The organism is Niallia taxi (genome assembly GCF_032818155.1).
In the GTDB taxonomy this organism is placed as follows: domain Bacteria; phylum Bacillota; class Bacilli; order Bacillales; family Cytobacillaceae; genus Niallia; species Niallia taxi_A.
In genome coordinates this window covers 527,882-550,218 of sequence record NZ_CP102589.1, presented here as the reverse complement: position 1 = coordinate 550,218, position 22,337 = coordinate 527,882, and the positions used below count along the sequence as shown (strand labels likewise).

The 22,337-nt window shown below is 38.5% G+C and carries 19 protein-coding genes and 1 riboswitch; of the genes, 10 read left to right on the top strand and 9 right to left on the bottom strand.

Features of this window, described 5'->3' with window-relative positions; translation table 11 throughout:
• Positions 1-49 precede the first annotated feature (49 nt).
• The 5 genes from NQZ71_RS02785 to NQZ71_RS02765 all read left to right on the top strand — a co-directional run bounded on the left by NQZ71_RS02785 (position 50) and on the right by NQZ71_RS02765 (position 5,300).
• Entirely contained in the window at positions 50-895 is an 846-nt protein-coding gene (locus NQZ71_RS02785) for an ABC transporter ATP-binding protein (protein WP_317011260.1), read from the top strand.
• Positions 846-1,769: an iron-hydroxamate ABC transporter substrate-binding protein gene (locus tag NQZ71_RS02780; protein ID WP_317011259.1), complete on the top strand. Its 924-nt coding sequence runs from the start codon at positions 846-848 to the stop codon at positions 1,767-1,769. Before NQZ71_RS02785 ends, NQZ71_RS02780 begins: the two co-directional genes overlap by 50 nt.
• Positions 1,770-1,852: 83 nt before the next feature.
• Positions 1,853-2,851 carry a FecCD family ABC transporter permease gene (locus NQZ71_RS02775; RefSeq protein WP_317011258.1) on the top strand — a complete coding sequence of 333 codons (999 nt, stop codon included), beginning with the start codon at positions 1,853-1,855 and terminating at the stop codon, positions 2,849-2,851.
• Positions 2,848-3,858, top strand: a complete 1,011-nt coding sequence (locus NQZ71_RS02770) for a FecCD family ABC transporter permease (RefSeq protein ID WP_127738877.1) — start codon at positions 2,848-2,850, stop codon at positions 3,856-3,858. The genes NQZ71_RS02775 and NQZ71_RS02770 overlap by 4 nt, the downstream gene beginning before the upstream one ends.
• A gap of 102 nt (positions 3,859-3,960) precedes the next feature.
• Positions 3,961-4,064: riboswitch (SAM riboswitch) on the top strand.
• A gap of 111 nt (positions 4,065-4,175) precedes the next feature.
• Positions 4,176-5,300, top strand: coding sequence for a 5-methyltetrahydropteroyltriglutamate--homocysteine S-methyltransferase (locus tag NQZ71_RS02765; protein WP_275008209.1), 1,125 nt, complete (start codon positions 4,176-4,178; stop codon positions 5,298-5,300).
• A gap of 445 nt (positions 5,301-5,745) precedes the next feature.
• On the opposite strand, the gene NQZ71_RS02760 is transcribed toward NQZ71_RS02765, so the two are convergent.
• Both NQZ71_RS02760 and NQZ71_RS02755 read right to left on the bottom strand, forming a co-directional pair.
• Positions 5,746-7,304, bottom strand: a protein-coding gene (locus NQZ71_RS02760; protein ID WP_317010862.1) for an IS3 family transposase whose coding sequence is annotated in 2 segments (ribosomal slippage) — positions 5,746-6,653 and positions 6,653-7,304 — 1,560 coding nt in all. Because the reading frame shifts where the segments join, the coding sequence is not laid out codon by codon here.
• Between the two features lie 131 nt (positions 7,305-7,435).
• Positions 7,436-8,656: a sensor histidine kinase gene (locus tag NQZ71_RS02755; protein WP_144455025.1), complete on the bottom strand. Its 1,221-nt coding sequence runs from the start codon at positions 8,654-8,656 to the stop codon at positions 7,436-7,438.
• Between the two features lie 230 nt (positions 8,657-8,886).
• Between NQZ71_RS02755 and NQZ71_RS02750 the strand changes: the two genes are divergently transcribed.
• Positions 8,887-9,924, top strand: coding sequence for a PTS sugar transporter subunit IIC (locus tag NQZ71_RS02750; protein WP_260055210.1), 1,038 nt, complete (start codon positions 8,887-8,889; stop codon positions 9,922-9,924).
• Positions 9,925-9,967: 43 nt separating this feature from the next.
• On the opposite strand, the gene NQZ71_RS02745 is transcribed toward NQZ71_RS02750, so the two are convergent.
• Both NQZ71_RS02745 and NQZ71_RS02740 read right to left on the bottom strand, forming a co-directional pair.
• Positions 9,968-10,255 (bottom strand): YxcD family protein, encoded by a 288-nt coding sequence (locus NQZ71_RS02745; protein WP_144455023.1) that lies wholly within the window; start codon positions 10,253-10,255, stop codon positions 9,968-9,970.
• Positions 10,243-10,686 carry a hypothetical protein gene (locus tag NQZ71_RS02740; RefSeq protein ID WP_144455164.1) on the bottom strand — a complete coding sequence of 148 codons (444 nt, stop codon included), beginning with the start codon at positions 10,684-10,686 and terminating at the stop codon, positions 10,243-10,245. Before NQZ71_RS02740 ends, NQZ71_RS02745 begins: the two co-directional genes overlap by 13 nt.
• Before the next feature lie 502 nt (positions 10,687-11,188).
• Here NQZ71_RS02740 and NQZ71_RS02735 point away from each other — a divergent pair.
• A complete protein-coding gene (locus NQZ71_RS02735; RefSeq protein WP_317011257.1) occupies positions 11,189-12,625 on the top strand; it encodes an NAD(P)-binding domain-containing protein in 1,437 nt (478 codons plus the stop codon).
• Positions 12,626-12,669: 44 nt separating this feature from the next.
• Here the strand turns inward: NQZ71_RS02735 and NQZ71_RS02730 are convergent, their stop codons facing one another.
• The 3 genes from NQZ71_RS02730 to NQZ71_RS02720 all read right to left on the bottom strand — a co-directional run bounded on the left by NQZ71_RS02730 (position 12,670) and on the right by NQZ71_RS02720 (position 16,787).
• Positions 12,670-15,147, bottom strand: coding sequence for a DEAD/DEAH box helicase (locus NQZ71_RS02730; RefSeq protein WP_317011256.1), 2,478 nt, complete (start codon positions 15,145-15,147; stop codon positions 12,670-12,672).
• Positions 15,148-15,244: 97 nt separating this feature from the next.
• Positions 15,245-15,688: a VOC family protein gene (locus NQZ71_RS02725; RefSeq protein ID WP_260055207.1), complete on the bottom strand. Its 444-nt coding sequence runs from the start codon at positions 15,686-15,688 to the stop codon at positions 15,245-15,247.
• A 133-nt stretch (positions 15,689-15,821) separates the two neighbouring features.
• The gene (locus NQZ71_RS02720) at positions 15,822-16,787 is read right to left on the bottom strand and encodes an iron-hydroxamate ABC transporter substrate-binding protein (RefSeq protein ID WP_317011255.1); all 966 of its coding nucleotides are present in this window, start codon (positions 16,785-16,787) and stop codon (positions 15,822-15,824) included.
• 206 nt (positions 16,788-16,993) lie between these two features.
• Here NQZ71_RS02720 and NQZ71_RS02715 point away from each other — a divergent pair, with 206 nt between their 5' ends.
• Both NQZ71_RS02715 and NQZ71_RS02710 read left to right on the top strand, forming a co-directional pair.
• Entirely contained in the window at positions 16,994-18,025 is a 1,032-nt protein-coding gene (locus NQZ71_RS02715; protein WP_275008196.1) for a FecCD family ABC transporter permease, read from the top strand.
• The gene (locus tag NQZ71_RS02710; protein WP_375545257.1) at positions 18,022-19,029 is read left to right on the top strand and encodes a FecCD family ABC transporter permease; all 1,008 of its coding nucleotides are present in this window, start codon (positions 18,022-18,024) and stop codon (positions 19,027-19,029) included. Before NQZ71_RS02715 ends, NQZ71_RS02710 begins: the two co-directional genes overlap by 4 nt.
• A 48-nt stretch (positions 19,030-19,077) precedes the next feature.
• Here NQZ71_RS02710 and NQZ71_RS02705 read toward each other — a convergent pair whose 3' ends face one another.
• The gene (locus NQZ71_RS02705) at positions 19,078-19,740 is read right to left on the bottom strand and encodes a DUF975 family protein (RefSeq protein ID WP_275008192.1); all 663 of its coding nucleotides are present in this window, start codon (positions 19,738-19,740) and stop codon (positions 19,078-19,080) included.
• Between the two features lie 281 nt (positions 19,741-20,021).
• On the opposite strand from NQZ71_RS02705, the gene guaC reads away from it, so the two are divergent.
• On the top strand, positions 20,022-21,005 hold the full coding sequence (gene guaC, locus NQZ71_RS02700; RefSeq protein ID WP_144455016.1) for a GMP reductase: 984 nt from the start codon (positions 20,022-20,024) through the stop codon (positions 21,003-21,005).
• 222 nt (positions 21,006-21,227) lie between these two features.
• Here guaC and NQZ71_RS02695 read toward each other — a convergent pair whose 3' ends face one another.
• Complete coding sequence (locus tag NQZ71_RS02695) at positions 21,228-22,223, bottom strand: DUF3231 family protein (RefSeq protein WP_317011254.1); 996 nt, start codon at positions 22,221-22,223, stop codon at positions 21,228-21,230.
• Positions 22,224-22,337: the final 114 nt, after the last annotated feature.

The following is a 22,337-nucleotide window of genomic DNA, read 5'->3' as shown; positions in this document are numbered from 1 at the left end:
GATTATCATTCTCACTTATTTATCATAAAAAATATCACGGGAGGATACGATGGGGCGTTTATATACAGAGGATATAAGCATCAGTTATGGCGAAAGACTAATAGTAAAAAATCTTGATGTAGTTATTCCAGATGGCAAAATCACCACAATTATCGGATCGAACGGATGTGGAAAATCCACATTATTAAAAGCAATGACAAGGATTATCCCACACCAATCGGGTTCTGTCTTATTGGATGGCAAGCATATTAGCAAAATACATACGAAACAGCTTGCAAAAGAAATGGCAATCCTTCCCCAAACACCTGAGAGTGTTGCAGGCTTAACAGTCGGGGAGCTAGTATCCTACGGACGTTTTCCCCATCAAAAAGGATTCGGGAAACTAACAAAGCATGATATTGAAGCGATTGACTGGGCATTAGAATCCACCAACACGATGGAATTTAAAGACAGATCTGTCGATGCACTATCTGGTGGTCAAAGGCAGCGTGCTTGGATTGCCATGGCTCTAGCACAGGAAACAGATATTATTTTTCTTGATGAACCGACAACTTACCTAGATATGGCACATCAGTTAGAAGTGCTTGAATTATTGCAAAAGCTTAATGAAGAACAGGGCAGAACAATTGTAATGGTTCTCCATGATTTGAATCAAGCAGCAAGGTTTGCTGACTATATTATCGCAATGAAAGATGGCGAGGTAGTTAAGGCAGGGAGCCCAACTGATATCCTGACAAAGGATATTTTAAGAAAAGTTTTTCAAATTGATGCAGAAATAGGGGAAGACCCTCGCACAAACAAACCGATTTGCTTAACTTACCACCTAATAAAAGGAGAACAGAATAATGAAGAAGTTCTTAATGCCAATGATTCTAATCTTGTTGCTACTAGTTAGTGCTTGTGGAAATAAAGCAGCTGAAACTAGCAGTAATACTAAAGAAGCGGACAAAAAATCAGAAACGATTACGTACCAATCAGAAAATGGACCTGTTGAGGTTCCAGCAGACCCGCAACGTGTAGTTGTATTGTCCTCCTTTGCTGGAAGCGTAATGTCATTAGGAGTTAACGTCGTTGGCGTCGATTCCTGGTCAAAGCTCAACCCAAGATTTGATTCCAAACTAAAAGATGTGGCAGAAGTATCAGATGAGAATCTGGAAAAAATAATTGAATTAAAGCCTGACTTAATAATTGGATTATCTACTATTAAAAACGCCGATAAATTAAAAGAAATAGCACCTACTGTAACCTTTACATATGGAAAGGTAGACTATTTAACACAGCATCTTGAAATTGGAAAGGTGCTAAATAAAGAAAAAGAAGCGCAAGCTTGGATTGATGATTTTAAGCAACGAGCTGAAAAAGCTGGAACAGAAATAAAGGAAAAAATAGGAGAAGATGCAACAGTCTCTGTCATCGAGAACTTTAATAAGCAAATGTATGTATTCGGCGACAATTGGGGTCGTGGAACAGAAATCCTCTATCAAGCAATGAAGCTGAAAATGCCGGAAAAAGTAAAAGAAATGGCACTTACTGATGGTTACTATGCTTTATCAACAGAAGTACTGCCTGAATATGTTGGAGATTACTTGATTATTAGCGAATACGCAGACCAAGATAACTCCTATCAAGAAACAGACTCCTATAAAAATATACCAGCAGTTAAAAATAATCATGTGTTTACAGCAAATGCAAATGAATTCTACTTCAATGATCCTCTAACATTGGATTATCAATTGGAATTCTTCAAAGAGCATTTTCTAGCAAACTAAACATTTCATGCTAACTTTGAATGCTGTGCACCTTGTGCGCAGCATATTGTTTATCCAAATCTAAACAGGAAAGATGATATAACATGACCAAATCTATTTCTTTTGTATGGAAACTTATAATAGGTATTTCTCTGTTGCTTATAGCATTTATTATCTCCATGGTTTTTGGAGCTGCTGATACATCATTAAAAGACTTATGGATTGCCATGACTTCAGAACATGCCAATCAAAACAGCAGTATTTTACGGGAGATTCGCCTTCCTAGGGAAATTGCCGCAATGGCAGTTGGTGCTGCCTTAGCCGTTTCAGGAGCTATTATGCAGGGCATAACGAAGAACCCACTTGCAGATCCTGGTTTGCTTGGACTAACTGCAGGCGCAAATTTTGCATTGGCACTGTCTATGGCACTTATTCCTTCGTTAAATTATTTCAGTATAATGTTAATTTGCTTTGTCGGTGCTGCTATCGGCACCATTTTAGTTGTTGGCATTGGTATGCTTCGAAAGGGCGGCAATTCCCCGCTGAAGCTTGTACTTGCAGGGTCTGCCGTAACAGCTTTTCTCACAGCTATTGCTGAAGGAATTAGTCTGTTTTTTCACATTAACAAAAATGTGTCTATGTGGACTTCTGGCGGACTTATCGGAACATCCTGGGGGCAATTAAAAGTGATTCTTCCGGCAATTATAATTGGAATTATTATCTCCTTCCTTTTGTCACGCCAGGTTACTATCTTGAGTTTAAGTGAGGATGTTGCTGTCGGGCTCGGACAGAAAACTGCTCTAGTCAAAACATTACTTTTCATTGTCATCACTATTCTTGCTGGTGCTGCTGTAGCATTAGTCGGAAATATGGCATTCATTGGGCTGATGGTGCCACATATGGTCCGTTGGGCTGCAGGAACAGATTACCGCTTCCTCCTTCCTATTACTGCTATAGCCGGCGGGATATTTATGCTGTTAGCAGATACTGTTGCCAGAACACTGAATGCTCCATATGAAACTCCTGTAGCAGCAATAATCAGTATTTTAGGCTTACCTTTCTTTTTATTAATCATTAAAAAAGGAGGGAATAAATTCGCATGATATCGACTGCTTTGCTGAGAAAACAAAAATGGACTATTGTAGTGCTTGCGGTGCTTATTTTCTTAACAATTGGAATCAGCTTGAGTGTGGGCTCTGCAGCTTTTGCGCCATCCCGGCTGCTGCCAACCTTGTTTGGTAATGGCTCGTTCACAGAGGAATTTATTCTTTATTCTGTCAGACTTCCGAGAATTATTGTTACACTTTTGGCAGGTATTGCACTTTCCCTGTCTGGAGCAATCCTGCAGGGAATCACGAGAAATGATTTGGCAGACCCAGGCATCATTGGCATAAATGCTGGTGCTGGTGTAGCCGTTGCTATCTTCTTCTTGTTTTTCCCAATTGATGCTGGATCATTTATTTATATGATTCCTGTCTGTGCATTCATTGGTGCTGTTGGTTCAGCCCTGCTTATTTATATTTTTTCATATGATAAAAATCTTGGCTTCCAACCGACTCGCCTTGTGCTAGTTGGTGTCGGCTTTTCCATGGCTTTATCAGGAATCATGGTAGTTTTAATTAACTCTGCCGAAAGAGAAAAGGTAGAATTTATTTCAAAATGGCTTGCAGGCAATGTGTGGGGCACAGACTGGCCATATATTATTGCAATGCTTCCATGGCTGATCATATGCATTCCCTTTACTTTATACAAAGCAAATAAGCTCGATGTTCTTACTTTCAGCGAGCCTGTTGCAGTCGGTATTGGCGCATCTATCCAAAAGGAAAGAATCAGTTTAGCCATTGTAGCGGTTGCTATGGCTGCTGCTGCAGTTTCTGCAACTGGAAGCATCTCTTTTATCGGACTGATGGGACCGCATATTGCTAAAGCTTTAGTTGGGCCGAGACATAAGCTATACTTACCTATCGCACTTTTGGTAGGAGGATTATTTTTGCTTGCAGCGGATACAATCGGCAAAAACATCCTTGATCCTGACGGAATTCCAGCAGGAATTATGGCAGCTATTATTGGTGCACCATATTTCATGTATCTGCTCTTTAAGAAAAAGTAGGTAAAATGATATCTTAATATAATAATTTATTTTTCTTGACTATTTCTATTTTTCCAATTAATCTAGTAAACAGATATTTCAAAACCTAACAAATAATTTCATTTCTTATCGAGAGAGGTGGAGGGACTGGCCCTGCGATACCTCAGCAACAGATTCTAACAAGAATACTGTGCTAATTCCAGAAGCTTAATGCTTGGAGATAAGAAGAGCCAATGTGAATGTTCGCCTCTTCTTATTTACAAAGAAGGGGCTTTCTGCGTCTTAGAGGCTTATCTTCTTTCATTTAGAAAAATACTTAACGAAAGCGGGAATTAATTATGACAAACCTACTTAACAAAGGACCATTCAGAGCAGATCACGTTGGCAGCCTATTACGACCTGAAAGCCTACATAAAGCAAGACGAGAATATAAAGAGGGTACAATTACAAGCGATGAACTTCGCGCTGTCGAAACAGCAGAAATTAAAAGGATTGTTGATAAACAAATTGAAGTTGGTCTAAAAGCTGTCACAGACGGAGAATTCAGACGTACATGGTGGCACCTAGACTTTCTGGAGCACTTGAACGGAATTGAGGGCTATGTACCAGAGACTGGTTACAAGTTTGATGGAGTGGAAACAGAAAGATACAATATTCGTAACAACGGAAAAATTTCTTTTAATCCAAATCATCCATTCATTGAGGATTTTAAAGTATTTACTGAAATTGTTGGAGACCGTGCTGTTGCAAAACAAACAATTCCTAGCCCAAACCAGCTTTTCTATGGCACAATCCGTGATGAGTCCATTTATCCGAATCTGGAAGATTTCACAAAGGATGTAATCCAAACTTATCGTGATGCAATTAAAGCATTTTATGATGCCGGCGTTCGCTATTTGCAATTGGATGATGTTTATATTGCCAGACTTTCTTCTCCTGAGCATATATTCAATGATGGCGAGTACAGCAGAGAGCATTGGATTGAATTAGCACTTTTCGTGATTAACAGCATTCTTGAGGATAAACCAGAAGACCTTATTGTTACAACACATTTATGTAGAGGTAATTACCAATCTACATGGGCTTTTGAGGGCAGCTATTCATTAATCGCACCAACACTGCTTGCAAAAGAGAAAGTGGACGGCTTTTTCCTTGAATACGATGATGAGCGCTCTGGCGACTTTAAACCACTTGAGCATATCCCTCATGACGGAGCAAAGGTAGTTTTAGGTGTTGTTACATCCAAATTCGGTGAGCTTGAAGATAAAGAAGCTTTAAAATCACGGATTCTCGATGCAGCAAACCATGTGCCTTTAGAGCAGCTTTGCTTAAGCCCACAATGTGGTTTTGCTTCCACACATCACGGAAACAAGCTGACAGAGGAACAGCAATGGGAAAAACTAAGATTAGTCGTAGAAGTAGCAGAAGAGCTATGGAATGCGAAAGAACCTGTTACAAAATAATAAGGCTTAAGGGGGCAATCATTTGCCTCCTTTCTTTTTGCTAAAGCATATGACCTATTTATTGTATGACAGTCCAGAATAAAATGAGTGAAATCATAAAAAGAGGCTGGGACAAAACAAAAGATAAGCTTTCTAAACACGAATATAGAATTACAACTAAATTTGAAAAATGAAGGTTGTGTCTAAATAGAATTTCGAGTTAAAGTTTGTTCGTTTCTTTGCGCTGCACCCACTCGCTTTCCGCGGGGAGGAAGATGAGCCTCCTCGTCTTCGCCTGCGGGGTCTCATCCTTTCCTCTATTTCCCGCAGGAGTCGAGTGGCCTCCGCTCCATTCCACTAAGATTTCTAAACATTGTATTAAAACTAAAAAACACAAAAAACCGAACTATTTAATCATTGGTGAAATGCCCCCTGTCAAGTAGACAGTTGAAATAATAAAAAAGATTTAAACAGCTTGAGCTCTATATTCCATAGGGCTTAAGCCGTTTAATCGTTTTTGATATCTTTCATAATTATAAAAATGAATATACTCCTCTATCGCATGTTCAAGTTCCTCAAATGTCTTATATTTATGTATATAATACTTCTCACATTTCAGTGTTCCCCAAAAAGATTCCATCGGTCCATTATCAATACATCGACCAACTCTTGACATACTCTGCGTCATTTTCGCCGCATCTATCCTTTGCTTAAATCCTTTGGAGGTATATTGATACCCACGATCACTATGGATAAGTGGATGTTCCTCCTCTAATAATAGTGCAGTTGCTTGGTCTAGCGTCTTAAATACAAGTCTATTATTATTGGAATGTCCTATAACAAAACTTACAATGGAGCCATCATAAAGGTCACGAATCGCACTTAAATAAGCCTTCCTTGATTGGCCATACTTAAATTCCGTTACATCTGTAACCCATTTTTCATTTGGTTTTTCCGCAGTAAATTCTCGATTTAGTCTATTTTCCGCCACCTGTTTAGGAGTAAAGTGTTTATAACGTTTCTTCTTGATGCGGATAATCGAGCGTAAGCCAGCCACTTTCATTAGTCGATAGATTCTTTTATGATTAAGTTTCTCTTTAAACTGTCTATTCATGTGAAGCGTCATCTGACGATAACCGAAGGTACTATCCACTTTTTCATGAAGAATCTTCATTTCTTTTATGATTTTTTCATTCAGTAAATCCTGGGAAGTAGGGAGACGATTCAGCCATTTATAATAGGCGGATCGTGCTATTTTGACTATTTCACAAAGTAAAGAAATACTTATGTTTTCTTCCCTGTGAAGCTCCTGGATAGCGATATATTTATCCTCGAATCGGATAGGCTTTATTTTCTCCTCCTTTCTATCTCCTCCAACTTTTTTAAATACAAATTCTCCGCACGTAACCGTTCATTTTCTCTTTCTAGCTTTTTCATTTGAAGCTTGAATTTTTCTTCTGGAGTTAGCTTTGATTCCTCTTTCCTTTTACCACGTCTATCTTTCAACGCTTCTTCTCCGCCATCTTCATACTTCTTTACCCAGTGATAAACTTGTTGATAAGAAACTTGATACGTATCCGCTGCTTCTTGATAATTTTTTCCGTTCCCCAAGCAATCAAGTACAATATGTAATCGTTCTTCCCAAGTTAGTTTGCTTTCATTAGTCATAGAGCCCGTCCTTCCTTGTGACGCATCTTTTAATTCACTATGACTATTATACTTCCTAATCCAACTTCTGAGGACAGAGGGATGGGATATTTCATACATTCTAGAAACCTCACGAATCGAAGAACCACCGGACAAATACTCTTTTATGGCGGATAACTTTAGTTCTTCCGAATATTTTTTCCATGCGGAAGACTCCTTTAATCCTTCTAAGCCAAAGGTATCAAACTTATATTTCCATTCCAAAACGGTGGCATGATGTACTTTATAAATGGATGCCACTTTAAGTGAAGAAAGTGATTCATCAAACGCCTTCACTATTTCATATTTTTCTTCTGCAGAGTAAAACTTTCGAGACATAAAAAATACTCCCCCATAGTATCCAGATTTTATTTTTTAACCTGTCTACCTATAGGGGAGCTTATCATGGTTGATTAAGCAGTTCGGTCTCTACGCTGGTTCACATACTTATGTCCCAGCCTCTTTTCCATTTAAGGGTTCTTCACAATCGGAAACTGTATCTTCACAGCTGTTCCTTCCCCTTTTTTACTTTCAATGTTAATTTTGCCGTTGTATTTCTCAACAATATTGAAGCATATCATCATGCCCAAGCCTGTCCCTTTGCTTTTTAAAGAATAAAATGGTGTTCCTAATGATTGGACTTCCTCCTCTGACATTCCACAGCCATGGTCAGTCACCTTTATTTCCACCATATCCTTTTGAATTTCTGATTCAATGAAAATTGGCTCACCATATGGCGATGCCTCCATCGCATTTTTCAATAAATTAATCATAAGCTGTTTAAACTCAATTATATTAACAAGAATGTAGCAATCCTTCTCTACATGACGGAGAAAGATATTATTATCTCGAAGAATCCCATACGATTTCACGAGATCTGTCACACTTTGAAGCAAAGATTCTACTTCGACCTTTTCCAATTTTATATCATTATCTGGCTTTGCCAGCATTAAGAACTGTGAAAGGACATGCTCAGCTGTATTTAACTCATCAATCATAAGACTGTAATTGCGTTTTGAACCTTCGTCCATTTTCTCCTCCTGCTGGTATAGCTGCAGGAAGCCTTTAACAACCGTCAATGGGTTTCTGATCTCATGGGCAACTGCCGCTGCCAATTGACCTGTAGTCTTAAGCCTTTCCGATTGCTGTAGCTGTTTATAATATAATTGCTGTTTCTTAATCCGTTCATATGTCAATAAAAATATACAATATAAAAGTGCTTGGCTTCCGAGGAAGTTAATGATATTACCTGGCACATTTACTCCTAACAGCCCAAATGTCTCTGCCTTATCCATAAATAGAATATAGGCATAGCCTAAAAAGTAAAGGCAAATATTCATTACCATGGAAAAGATGAACAGCTGTTTATCAAAAAACAAAATAGAAATAGCCGGTATAAAACACACAAATATAAATGATGACCATGTGTCAGGATACACATAAAAAATCGTATAAAAATAGGAAGTTCCTACAATGATGATCAAGAAATTAAGCCACCATCCGGAAATCTTTGGATACAACAGCAAAAGCACAGATAATAAAACAACTTCCACTGCATTAAAATAATTTCCAACACGCAGCCCTGCTGTTTCCATGAAGAAGCTTGCAACCATTCCTGAAACCATGAACATGATGATAAAAGCTATAACTCCATAATAAACCTTTACATTAAAATCCTTGTATGAATTCATGTTTATGCACCTTTTAGTTAATTTCTGTACATACATAGTCTACCAAACTGGGAAGAGCTTGAATACGTCTTTCCAAATATTTCTTTTTGATTTTTCTACTATTATTCACGTTATTTTCACTTTTGTTACTTTTATACATTTATGCGTTGAAGCATTAAAAATTTTTATTGACGCATATCCAGATTTTTCATATAATTACACAAAAAAACAAGGGATGGGAGAATACAGGAATGAAAGAATTTTTCAATAAGTTATTGACTGGTATTAGCATTGGGATTGTTGTTTCACTAATTCCAAATGCATTATTAGGAGAGATTCTAAAACTCTTAATACCATATATGCCATTCCTTCAGCATGTTTATGATATTACCGCATTCGTCATGAGCCTATTGCCTGTGCTTATCGGTGTAATGGTTGGTATCTCCTTTAAACTAACATCCATTCAAACAGCAAGTGTTGGGATTGCCGCAATGGTTGGAAGTGGTGTCGTGCAAAAGACAGCTGACGGATTATTTACCTTAAACGGAATCGGGGTTGTTATTAACACAGGACTGACGGCTGCTTTAACTGTTATTTTTGTCCAGCTAGTGGGGGACAGGTTAAAAGCTTATGCCATTCTGCTTCTCCCAACCTTGAGTATTTTAATCCCAGGCATGGCTGGTTATCTCATATTGCCATACATAAAAAACTCAACAGGACTTATCGGTGTTGGTGTCCAGCATGTCACAACCCTCCAGCCAGTCCTAATGGGCGCTGTCATTGCTGTCATCTTCTGTGTAATCATTTTGTCACCAGTATCGACAGTTGGACTTGCGACCGTCATTTCTTTATCCGGCATTGGTTCCGGTGCTGCTAATCTTGGAATTGTCGCAGCAGGTGTTGGTCTTGCTATTGCAAGCTACAAAGCGAATGCACTGGGAACAGCACTCGCCCATGTGCTCGGCTCGCCCAAAATTCAGATGAGAAATTTTTTTATGAAACCAAAAATATTGGTGCCAATGCTCATCACTTCAGCAGTATTAGGCGCACTTGCAGGTTTCCTTAATATCCAAGGAACACCATACAGTGCAGGCTTTGGACTATCCGGACTTGTAGGCCCGTTAAATTATATGCACCTTGCAGATGGTGGATGGACCTCCAAAAATATTACCATTATGATCGGCGTATTTTTTATCATTCCGATTTTTCTTAATATCGCTCTTATCTATTTATTTGCAAAAAAGCTGAAGCTTATAAAAGCAGATGACTATAAACTTCATTTTGATTAATAAAAAGAGTCGTCAAGATTTCCTTGACGACTCTTTAGCTTTATTATCTTGTTACAGCAATAATCCCTTCCTCATCATCAAGCACTAATTTAATGCCAATGTAAGGATCGATATTCATATATTCTTCCATCCATAATCGTAATGCTTCAATGATGTTTTGGGCAATCAGCACTTGTTTTCGTCCATTTACATAGGACTCTGCTGAAAAGCCATAATCATCATCATACATTAACTCCACTTCCACCTCTTCTGGACGGACTTGTTTTTTCCTCGAGATATAAACACAGAGCGCATTTATTATATCCTGCTCTGGAATAATTAGCTTCTCCAATTATCTGCTTCCTCTCTTTTTTTCTTTTTGAAGTAAACAAAGATTTTTCTGATGACACTAATTAAGATAACAATTGCAAGCACATTGACAATCAGGCCTAAAATAGAGCCTAATACTCCCATGTTTGCGAAGAGCCCCCCAAACAGCAATCCTGCCAAACCACCGATCATTAACCCTCTCATCAAGCCTCCACCGGAGAAGAATCCTCGATTAGATTTAGTATTTGCTGTTGTATTGTTCGTTTGCTTTTTCTGGAAAAAAGAGTTTGTGTTTGTGTTTGTATTTGTATTGCTGTTATTTGTGTTAAAGCTTCTCTTTCCTGATTTATAAGATTTCGCCTCTACTGTTGTTGTCTGATCATGAAATACAACGTTTCCAACAGGTGAAAAGATAAGACCTAGTGTTAACACCGCAGTTAAAAGTTTTTTCATCATTATTTTAATTCCTCCATTTTTGTATTGTATTGTGTTGTTTGGTCTTTCCATTTAACGTTCTTTTTATTATTCCCCCTTTTAAGAAAAACAAAAAACCTCTACCAGCTTTTGCGGTAAAGGTTTGAATAATAGACATATTTATCCCTTTACCATTTCGGCAAAGGTCTCGCAAACAACAATTCATGTTGCCAGTTTGGCCGGTGGCATAAATACTGCCACGTATTGACGACGTAACTGTTAGCTACTCCCCTTTGGAGTATGAAAATGTTCATGAGCATTAGCTCTATGATGATTTTATTTTACTAAAAAGTTAGGCTAACGTCAAATTCTTTCCTTATTTTTGGGATTAGTGGCGGATTGACTAAAAAAAGAGTGAAATTTTAGATATATTATCAATACAATAAACAAACAAAGATGATAATATATTTTCAAGGTAACTCATGTTATAAAACCTCACATGACTATACAATTGACATGATTAAGGAAGGATGAGGATAGAATGAGCTTAGAGGCTTTAAATGAACGAGTGAAAACAGACCTATCTTATATAAACTTTGGTGGAACAGATTGGATACAACCTCGTTCTCATACAGATGGGCATGTATATGATGCAATCATTGTTGGCGGTGGACAATCTGGCTTAGGAATTGCATTTGGTCTTTTGCGGGAACGTATCAGCAATATTCTTGTCATCGATGAAAATCCGGAAGGCTATGAAGGACCTTGGGATACTTATGCAAGAATGGTTACATTGCGCACACCTAAACATCTAACATCAATAGACCTTGGCGTTCCTTCCTTAACCTTCCGTGCTTGGTGGGAAGCACAGGTTGGATTACAAGGATGGGAGCAGCTAGATAAAATACCACGAGGAAGCTGGATGGATTACTTACGCTGGTATCGTAATATTTTAAATTTGCCTGTCATTAATAACACAAAACTTCAGCACATTGAACCACTTAATGAAGGTCTTCATTGTCTTCATGTTTGTAATAATGGAGCTACTAAAGAAAAGCTTTTAGCACGAAAGGTTATCCTTGCAACAGGAATTCAAGGAGGAGGTGAATGGCATGTTCCTCGCTTCATTTCAGAGTCTTTACCGAAAAGCCTTTACTCCCATACTTCCGAATCCATCGATTTCAATAAGCTCAAAGGAAAAAAACTTGCCATTTTAGGAGGAGGTGCATCAGCCTTCGATAATGCTAACTATGCACTTTCAAAAGGGGCAAGTGAAGTGCATGTATTCGTTCGCAGAAAGGAGCTGCCGCGCATTAATCCAATTAGACAAATGGAAGTGTCAGGCATGATTGAACGCTTTCCCGCCTTTTCTGATGAAGAAAAATATGCTAGTATGGCACATTTTTTCAAACATAATCAGCCTCCTACTAATGACATTTTTGAAAGAGCCAGCAATTGGCCAGGTTTCCGTCTTCATTTAGGGGCTCCTTGGCTGCATGTTGAAGAAGACCAGGGACGTGCTAGTGTAACCACACCGTATGAAAAGGACAGCTTTGACTTCTTAATAGTTAGTACTGGATTAATCACTGATCCTGCCCTACGGCCCGAGCTGAAATCAGTAGAAAAGTATATCGCTCGCTGGAAGGATTACTACAAAGCACCTGATGATATTGCTAATTCTTTAATTGATGCACATCCTTATCTCTCTAACGGTTTTTCCTTTATAAGTAAGGACAAAGCTGGAGAAGCAATGCTTTACGGTCTTTTTTCTTTTAATTATTCTGCTCTCATCAGCTGTGGTTTGGCTGCATCCGCTCTTTCTGGCATGCGCTATGGCATACCAAGAATTGTCACAGCTATAGCGGATCAGTTGTTTTTAGATGACCGAAGTGAGAAGCTCCATGATTTCTTATCTTATCATGTGGAAGAATTTGTAGGGGAATGGCCAAGAAAGGAGTCAGCCTCTCCAATGAAATAAAGGAAAGAGCCAAGGGTGGTTACTGGCCCATCCTTTGGCTCTGTTTATCTTATGAAAAAACATTCATTACATATCTTATGCTTAAAGCGATGCGGGAGCTCCTTCCCACAATTTTCACATACATTACGGCGCAATTTTACCCCAGATTTTAATTGCTCATGGATAAGATCGCTTATCTCCTCCCGTATTCTTTCCCAATAATGGGCCTCCGTTGTTTTTCCTATCTTATATAAAAAGAGCAAATGGAGACCAACTGATTTGTAGGACAATTCCAACTCCTCTAAACTGGACTTATTAATGACCGGCTCTGGCAATTCACTATCTTCAACAATAGACAGCATCTTCGCTTTCCACTGTGCTCTTAGCAAAGGCTCGTTCGCAGAAAATGGAAGCCGCAAAAAGGCAAATAGATCATCCATTGAAAACCTTGCTTCCACCATAGTATCCTTGATTATATCGTATAATAGCATTTCATCTGCTAAGGTTGCCTTTTTCGTTCCTTCTGGATTTTTAAAGTTCTCCCATAGGTAGAAAAACAAACTTAAACTGCTTGAATACTTTTGAAATCTTTTTAAAACTGCAGATGTCGGGGCGATTGTGAAGCCATGGATTTCCTCGTCTTTTTTCTCCAGCAAGCCCTTCATCATCTTAGTCTCACTCGCAAAGGCTACTTTCCCTACTTCGTATAGACCTCTTCTGCCTGCCCTTCCTGCAATTTGTTTGACCTCTTGAGAAGTAAGGGTTCTTCGTTTCGTACCATCAAATTTATCATTTTCCAAAAAAACCACCCGTTTGATTGGGAGATTTAACCCCATTCCAATTGCATCCGTACAAACAATAACAGACGTTTCTCCATTGATAAAGCGATGCATCTGTTTTTTTCTCGTTTCAGGCGGCATGCTTCCATATATCATGCTCGTCTGTCTTCCCATCTTTTGAATCTGCGATGCAGTTTCAAGAACGCCTCTTCTTGAGAAGCAGACAAGGGCATCGCCTTTTCGTGTGTCATTTAACTTGAATGAAGCTGTTTCTACTTGTAACGGCGTTTCCCTTTCATACTCCTTCACTTCTACATCAGAATCGCCTAGCAGATCTATTATCATCGTTTTCGCATGAAAGCTGCAGATAATATGAACTTCCTTTGCATTAGCCTTAGTAATTGCTCTGTACCAGGAAAAGCCCCTGTCCTTATCAGCGATCATTTGGGCCTCATCAATAACTACTACTTCATAAAAATCCTTCTCTCGAAGCATTTCGACTGTACATGAAAGGTGGTTTCCACCCTCTTCCAGCTTTTCCTCTTCTCCTGTAATTAAAGAACAAGGCACACCATCTCTGTTGAGCCTCTCATATATTTCCAGTGCTAACAATCTCAATGGTGCAAGATACAGACCGCTGGCCGCCTCCTTCATCCTTTGTATCGCTTGAAAGGTTTTTCCAGTATTTGTTTCTCCAACATGCAGCTTATATTGAATGTCCCGGCCAGCAGGTGGGCTATATTCAGATCCGAATATATCCTCGAGCATCTTTTTTTCCTTCTCTTTGCGCTTTCTTTTCTCTTCTCTATCTTCTCGTTCGCGCTGCTCTCTCGTTGTCCTGTCTTTTATATAAATATTACGATGATGTTCTAAATCAAAGGGAACATCAATTAATTTTGTAAGATCCTCAAGCCTTTCCTCAAGAAGATCAGCGAAAAAGTCTGAAGCAATATCCCGACTAAAATCTGCGGCAATTTCTCTTAAGTAGGTTAAGTGTACAGGCTTATTTGTGACCTGCTGATATTCCTCCAACAAATGCTGTGGCAAATTTTGTTTAAGCCAATTTGGTCCAAAATCATCTAAGTAAGCAGCAATCATATCTTCATATGCCGCTGTCCTGTCCTCCACAAAATAAAACTGATTATAAGGCATATCTAACTCATTATATAAATACTCCTCAAATGAAACATCATCTGATGATAAAACAATGCCATTCCCCTCTATTTCTATCTCCAAATGACAACCGATTAAATAACGCACATATACATATAGATCCTCGTAATGTTCTCCTAAAATCTGCTCGATATTATAAGCAAACTTACTGTTAAGCTTTCGGTTTTTTTCACGAATTTCTGCATTTTCTTTCCATTCAAGATATTTAGCTCTAACATTTGCATAAAAAGCCTGCCATTCTTCCTCTTTCCTTGCATAAAGACTGTCCAGCCATCCTTCAAAATTATATGGCTTTACGTCTCTTGATTCCTGCCTGAACAGCTGCTTAATCATTTTCTTTGTTAAACCTTCTGTATCTATGCCCTTTTCTTCAAGATAATCCTTTTTCTCTCTCCCTGATGACTCACTTCCAGCCATGTTAATCCATGTATTTAACCATATATGTTGAATAAACTCTCCTCTTTCACGCAAATATTGCTCATAGGATGGAAGCTTGTCTTTTTCCTGCAAATATCTTTCAATATCTTCTATTATCAATGTTTTTGTCTTTTCTACTGCTTTGTCGTAATATCCCTCTAGTAGTCCGCTCATCTATTTAACCTCTTCACTTATTTCTTTTCCTTAGTCTCTTTCAATTAGGAAAAATCAATTCAAAAAAGACCATATTAATGGTCCTTTCACTAATTTCTTAGTTGATGACAAGCATATCTGTTTCATCAAACTCCCAGTCTGGCCCATATGCCACTTCCCAATAATAACCATCTATATCCTTGAAGTAGCCTCCATACCCTCCCCATGATGTCTCCCTTGGGTTTTTGGCTATTTCCGCACCTGTCTCAATAAGCCTTTTAAAAATGTCATCGACCTCTTCTACCGATTTCGCATTATATGCAAGAGTAAACCCTGGAAAGCTTTTTCCGTCAGTAACAGTTGGAGGATTCTCCTCATTAATATCCTTTGCCAAAAGCTCAAGAGGAAACAGCTCCAATTTAGAGCCTTGATTCTTAAAGAAAACAATTACAGGCTCCTCATCTGTACCAACTACAGATGCTTGAAAGCCTATAGCTTTGTAAAAGGCTAACGAGTCTGCTATATTCCTCACTCCTAATGCGATTAAATTAATTCTGTTCATAAGGCTCTCCTCCTGACATTATCTATCTTTAGTATTTCGATATGCACGCTGGATATCCCTTTGTTTGCTGGAGGTCTTTGCTATTTATAAAAAAATAAAGCACATTCCTAAAATCAGAAATGTGCTTTCCTTATTATTTCGTTAAGCTTTCTACAACATCATCCATGATTTGTGTATTAGCAATAGATCCAGAGTATAACCAGCTAGTATTTGGGCCATATTCGTAAACATTACCATTTTTCACTGCCGGAATGTTTTTCCATAATGGGTCTTTAAGTGTTTCAGCACTGTCGCCGTCACTGTTAATCAGGAATAAGTGGTCTGCATCAAGCTCTGCAAGCTTTTCAAGGGAAATAGAAGACCAGTTACCAGTTGCAGTTTTAGAAATTTCTTTTACTACTTCTGGCACTGTTAAACCTAAATCACCATAAAGTACTGCACCACTTGATACATTTTCACTAACAATAAACAATTGTCCGCCCACAAGCCAAATAGCTGCTGCTGATTCATCCTTTGCAGCATCCTGAATGCTAGCTTTTGCCTCTTCAGCTTTTTTATCGTAATCAGCCAAGACTTTTTTTGCTTTGTCTTCTTTACCTAGTACTTCTCCAACTGTTTCCAGTCTTTTTCTCCAATCATTGTTGTTTTCTTCTGAAACAACATATGTTGGTGCGATATTAGAATATTGCTCATACTTTGCACCTTCAACAGTAGCAGCAGAAGTCATCAGCAACAAGTCTGGCTTGAAGCTTGCAACAGCCTCGTATGGAAGTTCAGAATCAACTGTAGGAACATCCTTTAACGATTCTTGTAAGTAAGCCTGTACGCCTTCGCCATCTCGAATAGACCATTGTGCTACAGGTGTAACACCAAGTGCAACAAGCTCATCCTCTAAATAAGAACCAATTACTGCTTTTGGTTCTGCTGGAACTTTAACTTCATGTCCCATAGCATCTTTTAATGTACGGTCTTTTGCTTCTTCTGTTGTATCTGTTCCTGTATTTTTATCGGAATCATTATTATTGCCGCAAGCAGCTAATATAGCAAATACAAGTAATAAACTAGCAAATAAAAGCGATTTAGTCATTTTTTTAGACATCTATGTACCTCCTGAGTGTTTATAATCACATTATAAGTGATAACAATTATCATTTTCAATAGACTATGTATTTTTTTATCATTTTCTAGTAAAATTTATTTATAAATCCGACAAGTTTTTTATAGCTACTGAAAGACATTTAGTTTGTTCTAATTTTGTATTATTATAAATTGATTTTTGAATTCTGGTCAGAAAGTTGGTCCAATATGAAAAAAAATAAACCGGGTGTGACAAAAGATATTTATAGGCCGAAAACAGCTGCAGCTGTCATCTTTCTGGGCCTCGCCCTCTTGGTTGTGACAATGTGCTTATCCATTATATATGGAGCGGCTGATATCAGTGTTTCAACAGTTTGGCAAAGTATCCTTCATTATGACCCGCAATCTACACAGCATCAAATTATCCATCGCCTTCGCTGGCCAAGAGCCGTTGCCGCAGCACTAATCGGAGCATGCTTGGCAGTGTCAGGAGCAATCATGCAAGGGATGACAAGAAATGCCCTTGCTTCCCCATCCATTATGGGGGTGACAGCTGGGGCAGGGTTTATGATTGCAATCGGGTTTGCCTTCTTCCCGTCTGCTTCTAATGTACTACTTCTTTTCCTTGCATTTTTAGGTGCAGGACTGGGCATTATGCTAGTTTTCTCTATTGGGGCCTTATCAAAAAGAGGACTTACACCGATTAAGCTTGCGCTCGCAGGCTCTGCTGTCACTGCACTGCTTAGTTCGATTGCAACTGGAATTGCTCTTTTCTTTGATATAGCAAAGGACATAAGCTTTTGGTATGCTGGCGGAGTTGCCGGGGTTCAATGGATAAGTATCAAATTACTGCTTCCGGCAGCAATCGTGGGAATTCTTATTGCTCTTTTTATCAGCAGATCAATTACTGTTTTAAGCTTAGGTGAAGATGTGGCAGCAGGTCTTGGACAACGCACAGGAGTTGTCAAATTCCTTGGTACTATTGCTGTTTTACTGTTAACAGGTGCAGCGGTTGCTGTTGGAGGTACAATCGGCTTTGTCGGTTTAGTCATTCCTCATATAGTACGATTTATTGTCGGACCCGATTATAGACTAATCATTCCTTGTTCGGCTGTCATTGGTGCACTGCTATTAGTTATATCGGATGTTGGCGCACGTGTCGTCAATCCGCCCTTTGAAACACCATTAGGCGCCATTACTGCATTGATTGGCGTACCATTTTTTCTATATTTAGCCCGTCGTGAAGGGAGAGGATTATGATGTCACAACCAAAACGCTTTATTATAACCATCTCAAGTCTAGTTGTAGCCATCATTCTTGTTTTCTTCCTCAGCCTGAATTTGGGTATTATTAAAATTTCACCGGCTGAGGTGGTGCAGACCATCCTTGGAAACGGAACACCACAAAGTACAAACATATTGTACAATTTCAGGTTGCCTCGGATGGTTATTGCCCTTTTAATTGGGATAGGTATGGCTATTGCCGGGGCAATCCTGCAAAGCGTCTCTCGTAACGCCCTGGCAGATCCAGGCATTATTGGCATAAATGCCGGAGCTGGCTTCGCTGTAATTTTATATATATTCTTCTTCCAAGGAAGCTCCTTTAGCACAGGGGTTGCATCTGTTTTTTTTATGCCCTTTTCTGCACTGCTTGGCGCATTAATTGCTGCTGGTCTTATATATGTAATCGCATGGAAGGACGGCGTCTCGCCAGTGCGCCTTGTACTAGTCGGAATCGGTATCAACTCTGCATTTGCTGCTTTAATAGTTATATTCCAGCTAATGATGGATCCAAGAGATTTCACACAAGCAACCATTTGGATTACAGGAAGCATTTGGAGTGCCAGCTGGGATTATGTTTTTGCAGTGCTCCCTTGGATTTGCATTTTTGTTCCAATAGCCCTTTATAAATCACATAAGCTAAATTTATTGCAGCTAGGCGAAAATACAGCAGCTGGACTTGGAGTTCCCATTGAAAAAGAAAGAGGCATCCTTCTGTTTATATCAGTTGCTCTCGCTGGAGCTTGTGTATCAGTTGGTGGGGGAATTTCCTTTCTAGGTTTAATAGCTCCACATCTTGCAAGAAGAATTATCGGTCCAAGACACCAAGCCCTCCTTCCAGTCGCAGCTTTAATAGGAGCATTTTTGCTGCTAACTGCCGACACGATAGGAAAAAACTTAATGGCAACAACAGAAATACCTGTAGGACTTGTTGTCTCCTGTCTTGGCGCACCATATTTCATTTATCTGCTTATTAAAGATTGAACAAATAAAAAAGGAAAAGGCGTTCCATGCCTTTTCCTTTTTTGCTTCTTATTCTAATTCATTTTTCTTATCAGCAATATGATTATCATAAAAAGCACTAAAAGTTGTGCTCATATACGGCATAAGCCAAAGAAGTCCGATTCCGAAAGTAATCATGGCCAGCAAGCCCCAGCCAATGAAGCTAAGACAAAGCAGGAAATACTTCCATTTAAGCCCAACCATACGTTTACGACTTTCTGTTATAGCTTCAAATGTTGAGTATTCAGGATGATCCTTCAGTAAATAAAATGTTTGTGAATATGCAATCGATTTAATAACACCAGGGACGAATAATAGCAAAAACCATAAAAACAAGAAAATGCTTTGCATAATGGATATTCCAATAATCTTTAAGCCAAGCCCTAAATCCTTATAAGGATTAAAAACATCCGCGATCTTTGGTCCATTTCCACGCAGTAAATCTATAAAAAACCAAATCGATGCAATAGAAAGTGGAATAAGCAGCAGCGAAATAAGTGTACTTACTAAAGTAGCTCCTATTGGGGTTGTATCCTGTAAAAGCCATGCCTCAACCCCTCCGCTTAGCGGAACTTCAAAAAAAAGTGGAACTAAACCACTTATAGCAAACACAATTAAAGTAAGCAGTACAGAAGCTACCCAATTGCCTCTTAACGCATTTAACGCTTCTCTTTTCAAGCTTAATATTTTCATTTAGTTAACTCCTCCTTAAAAGATAAATTGTAACAATTTATTACATAATTGTATATGATTTTCCCGGGAAATATCCCAGTTTCGTCAATTTATGACAAGGACTCCCTTCTAAAAGGCATTCTCCAATATATTGTATTCATTGGGATACAAGCTAGAACAAAATATATGTCTACATAATTATCAAAAAACTTTGACATACTGATAAAAATGAGTTAAAGTACCTTATGGACGAACAATTTTAAATAAACATTATAAAATATTCGTATTTAGGAGTGTAAAACATGGATAACGTATTTGATTACGAAGATATACAGCTAATTCCCGCAAAATGCATCGTAGAAAGCCGTTCAGAATGTGATACAACTGTAACATTGGGCGGACATTCTTTTAGATTGCCAGTTGTTCCTGCAAATATGCAGACAATCATAGATGAAAAGGTTGCTGCGTACTTAGCAGAAAATGGATATTTTTATATTATGCATCGCTTCCAACCAGAAACAAGAAAAGCATTTATTCAAGAGATGCAAGGTAAAGGGTTTATTGCCTCTATTAGTGTAGGCGTTAAAGAAGAGGAATATGGTTTTGTTGAGGAGCTTGCTTCATTGAACCTGATCCCAGAATTCATTACAATTGATATTGCACACGGCCACTCTAACGCCGTAATCAGAATGATCAAGCATATTAAACAACATTTGCCTGCAAGCTTTGTTATTGCTGGTAATGTAGGTACACCTGAAGCTGTCAGAGAGCTTGAGAATGCTGGGGCTGATGCAACTAAGGTCGGTATTGGACCAGGTAAAGTGTGTATCACAAAAATTAAAACTGGCTTTGGAACAGGCGGTTGGCAGCTTGCTGCACTTCGTTGGTGTGCAAAGGCTGCAAGCAAGCCTATTATTGCAGATGGTGGTATTCGCACACATGGAGATATCGCTAAATCTGTTCGCTTCGGTGCTTCTATGGTAATGGTTGGTTCCCTATTCGCTGGACATGAGGAATCTCCTGGGGAAACATTTGAAAAAGACGGAAAACTATTCAAGGAATATTTTGGTTCTGCGTCTGAATTCCAAAAGGGAGAAAGAAAAAACGTAGAAGGCAAAAAAATGTTTGTAGAGCATAAAGGCTCCCTACAAGATACATTAATTGAAATGGAGCAGGACTTACAATCTTCTATTTCATATGCTGGCGGTAAAAAGCTTGATGCCATCCGTAATGTTGATTACGTAATTGTGAAAAACTCCATTTTTAATGGTGATAAAGTATATTAATAAGGCAAGAGCAAGCTGTCCTTTGACGCTTGCTCTTTTTTTGTTTCATGTGAAACAATCCTCTGGTCCTTTTCGACATATAGCTTCACTTTTAGTAAAATTCGAAAATAAAAAAACCTCTTAAAAGTTAACTATGACGGCAACAAACAGATTATTTGAATTTAAATATTCAACAAAAGCGGGCAACTAGGAAATACCTAGCTACCCGCTTAGTCGTTATACTTATTTCGCTTTCATTTTAATAGTCTGCGGTGGCTCTTCCATCCATCCATGCTTAATCATCAGCCTTGCACCTTCATGTGCATACTCAAAGACATCCTTCATGATAATCGAGAACTTTGCCGGTAAATCATTTCTTAAGCTAAAGGCTGTTCCGAGCGAATTTCCTCCCAAGGAAAAACTGCAAAATAAACTGATACAATACATCATCATCTTATCAGAGAACGGAGGAATGGTAGATGCTGTCACATTTCCTCCTGAAAAGCCAGGAAGCTGTGTATCATTCTTTAAAATAATATCTCCTAAGCCTGTGGCAATTTCCTTTGCTAGCTCCCCTCCCTTGGCAAAATAATTACTTACTTCCTTTTCTTCTGCGCATTGTGAAAATCCATTTATCACCTGTAATCCAATTAAATTCGTCTCAACCCCATGAAAAAGATGCGTGATTTCGACTGTATTTAACGACCTTCTCTCGCTGAAAAAATCATTCCCGTTTAAATAACCTTTCTCCTCTGCAAATTCTACTCCCTCCTCAACCGCAACATACGGTGCGCGTGGAAGCAATCCTTTTTCAAGCAGATATGTGTTACAACGGTCATAGTACTTTTGAGTTATGATTGTCAATTCCCTAAAAAGCACCATAATGTCACTTCGATATGCCATCGTTAAGTTAAGTGTATGCATGCCCATGCTAATCTCTTTAATAAGCCTGATAAACATAATGTCAAACCCATTATCAAACAGCTTTGGTGCTTTTAAATTCACATCTTTACTTGTAAACCCAACTGGAACTGGCACATTCTCTTTTTCGTAAATTTTTTGTATTTTTTTAACATAAGGCGTTATTTCCTTAAGTAAGTCAGTCATTATGTCTTTTGCTTTTGGATCCTCTGCTTGTTCAATAAAGTATTCTAAAAACCTCATTACCATTGTTTTTTGTTGATAACTCATCCAAAGTATGCCTATTTCAGATGAAGTAATTGAGGGAGTCGATTTCATATGTATTCCTCCATTTTTAAATTTCAGCCGCTGCTATACTCCTTAAATGTTATTGTGATTACTATCATTGTTTACTTTTATGCTAAAAAAATACACAAACTAGTTAATTTGACT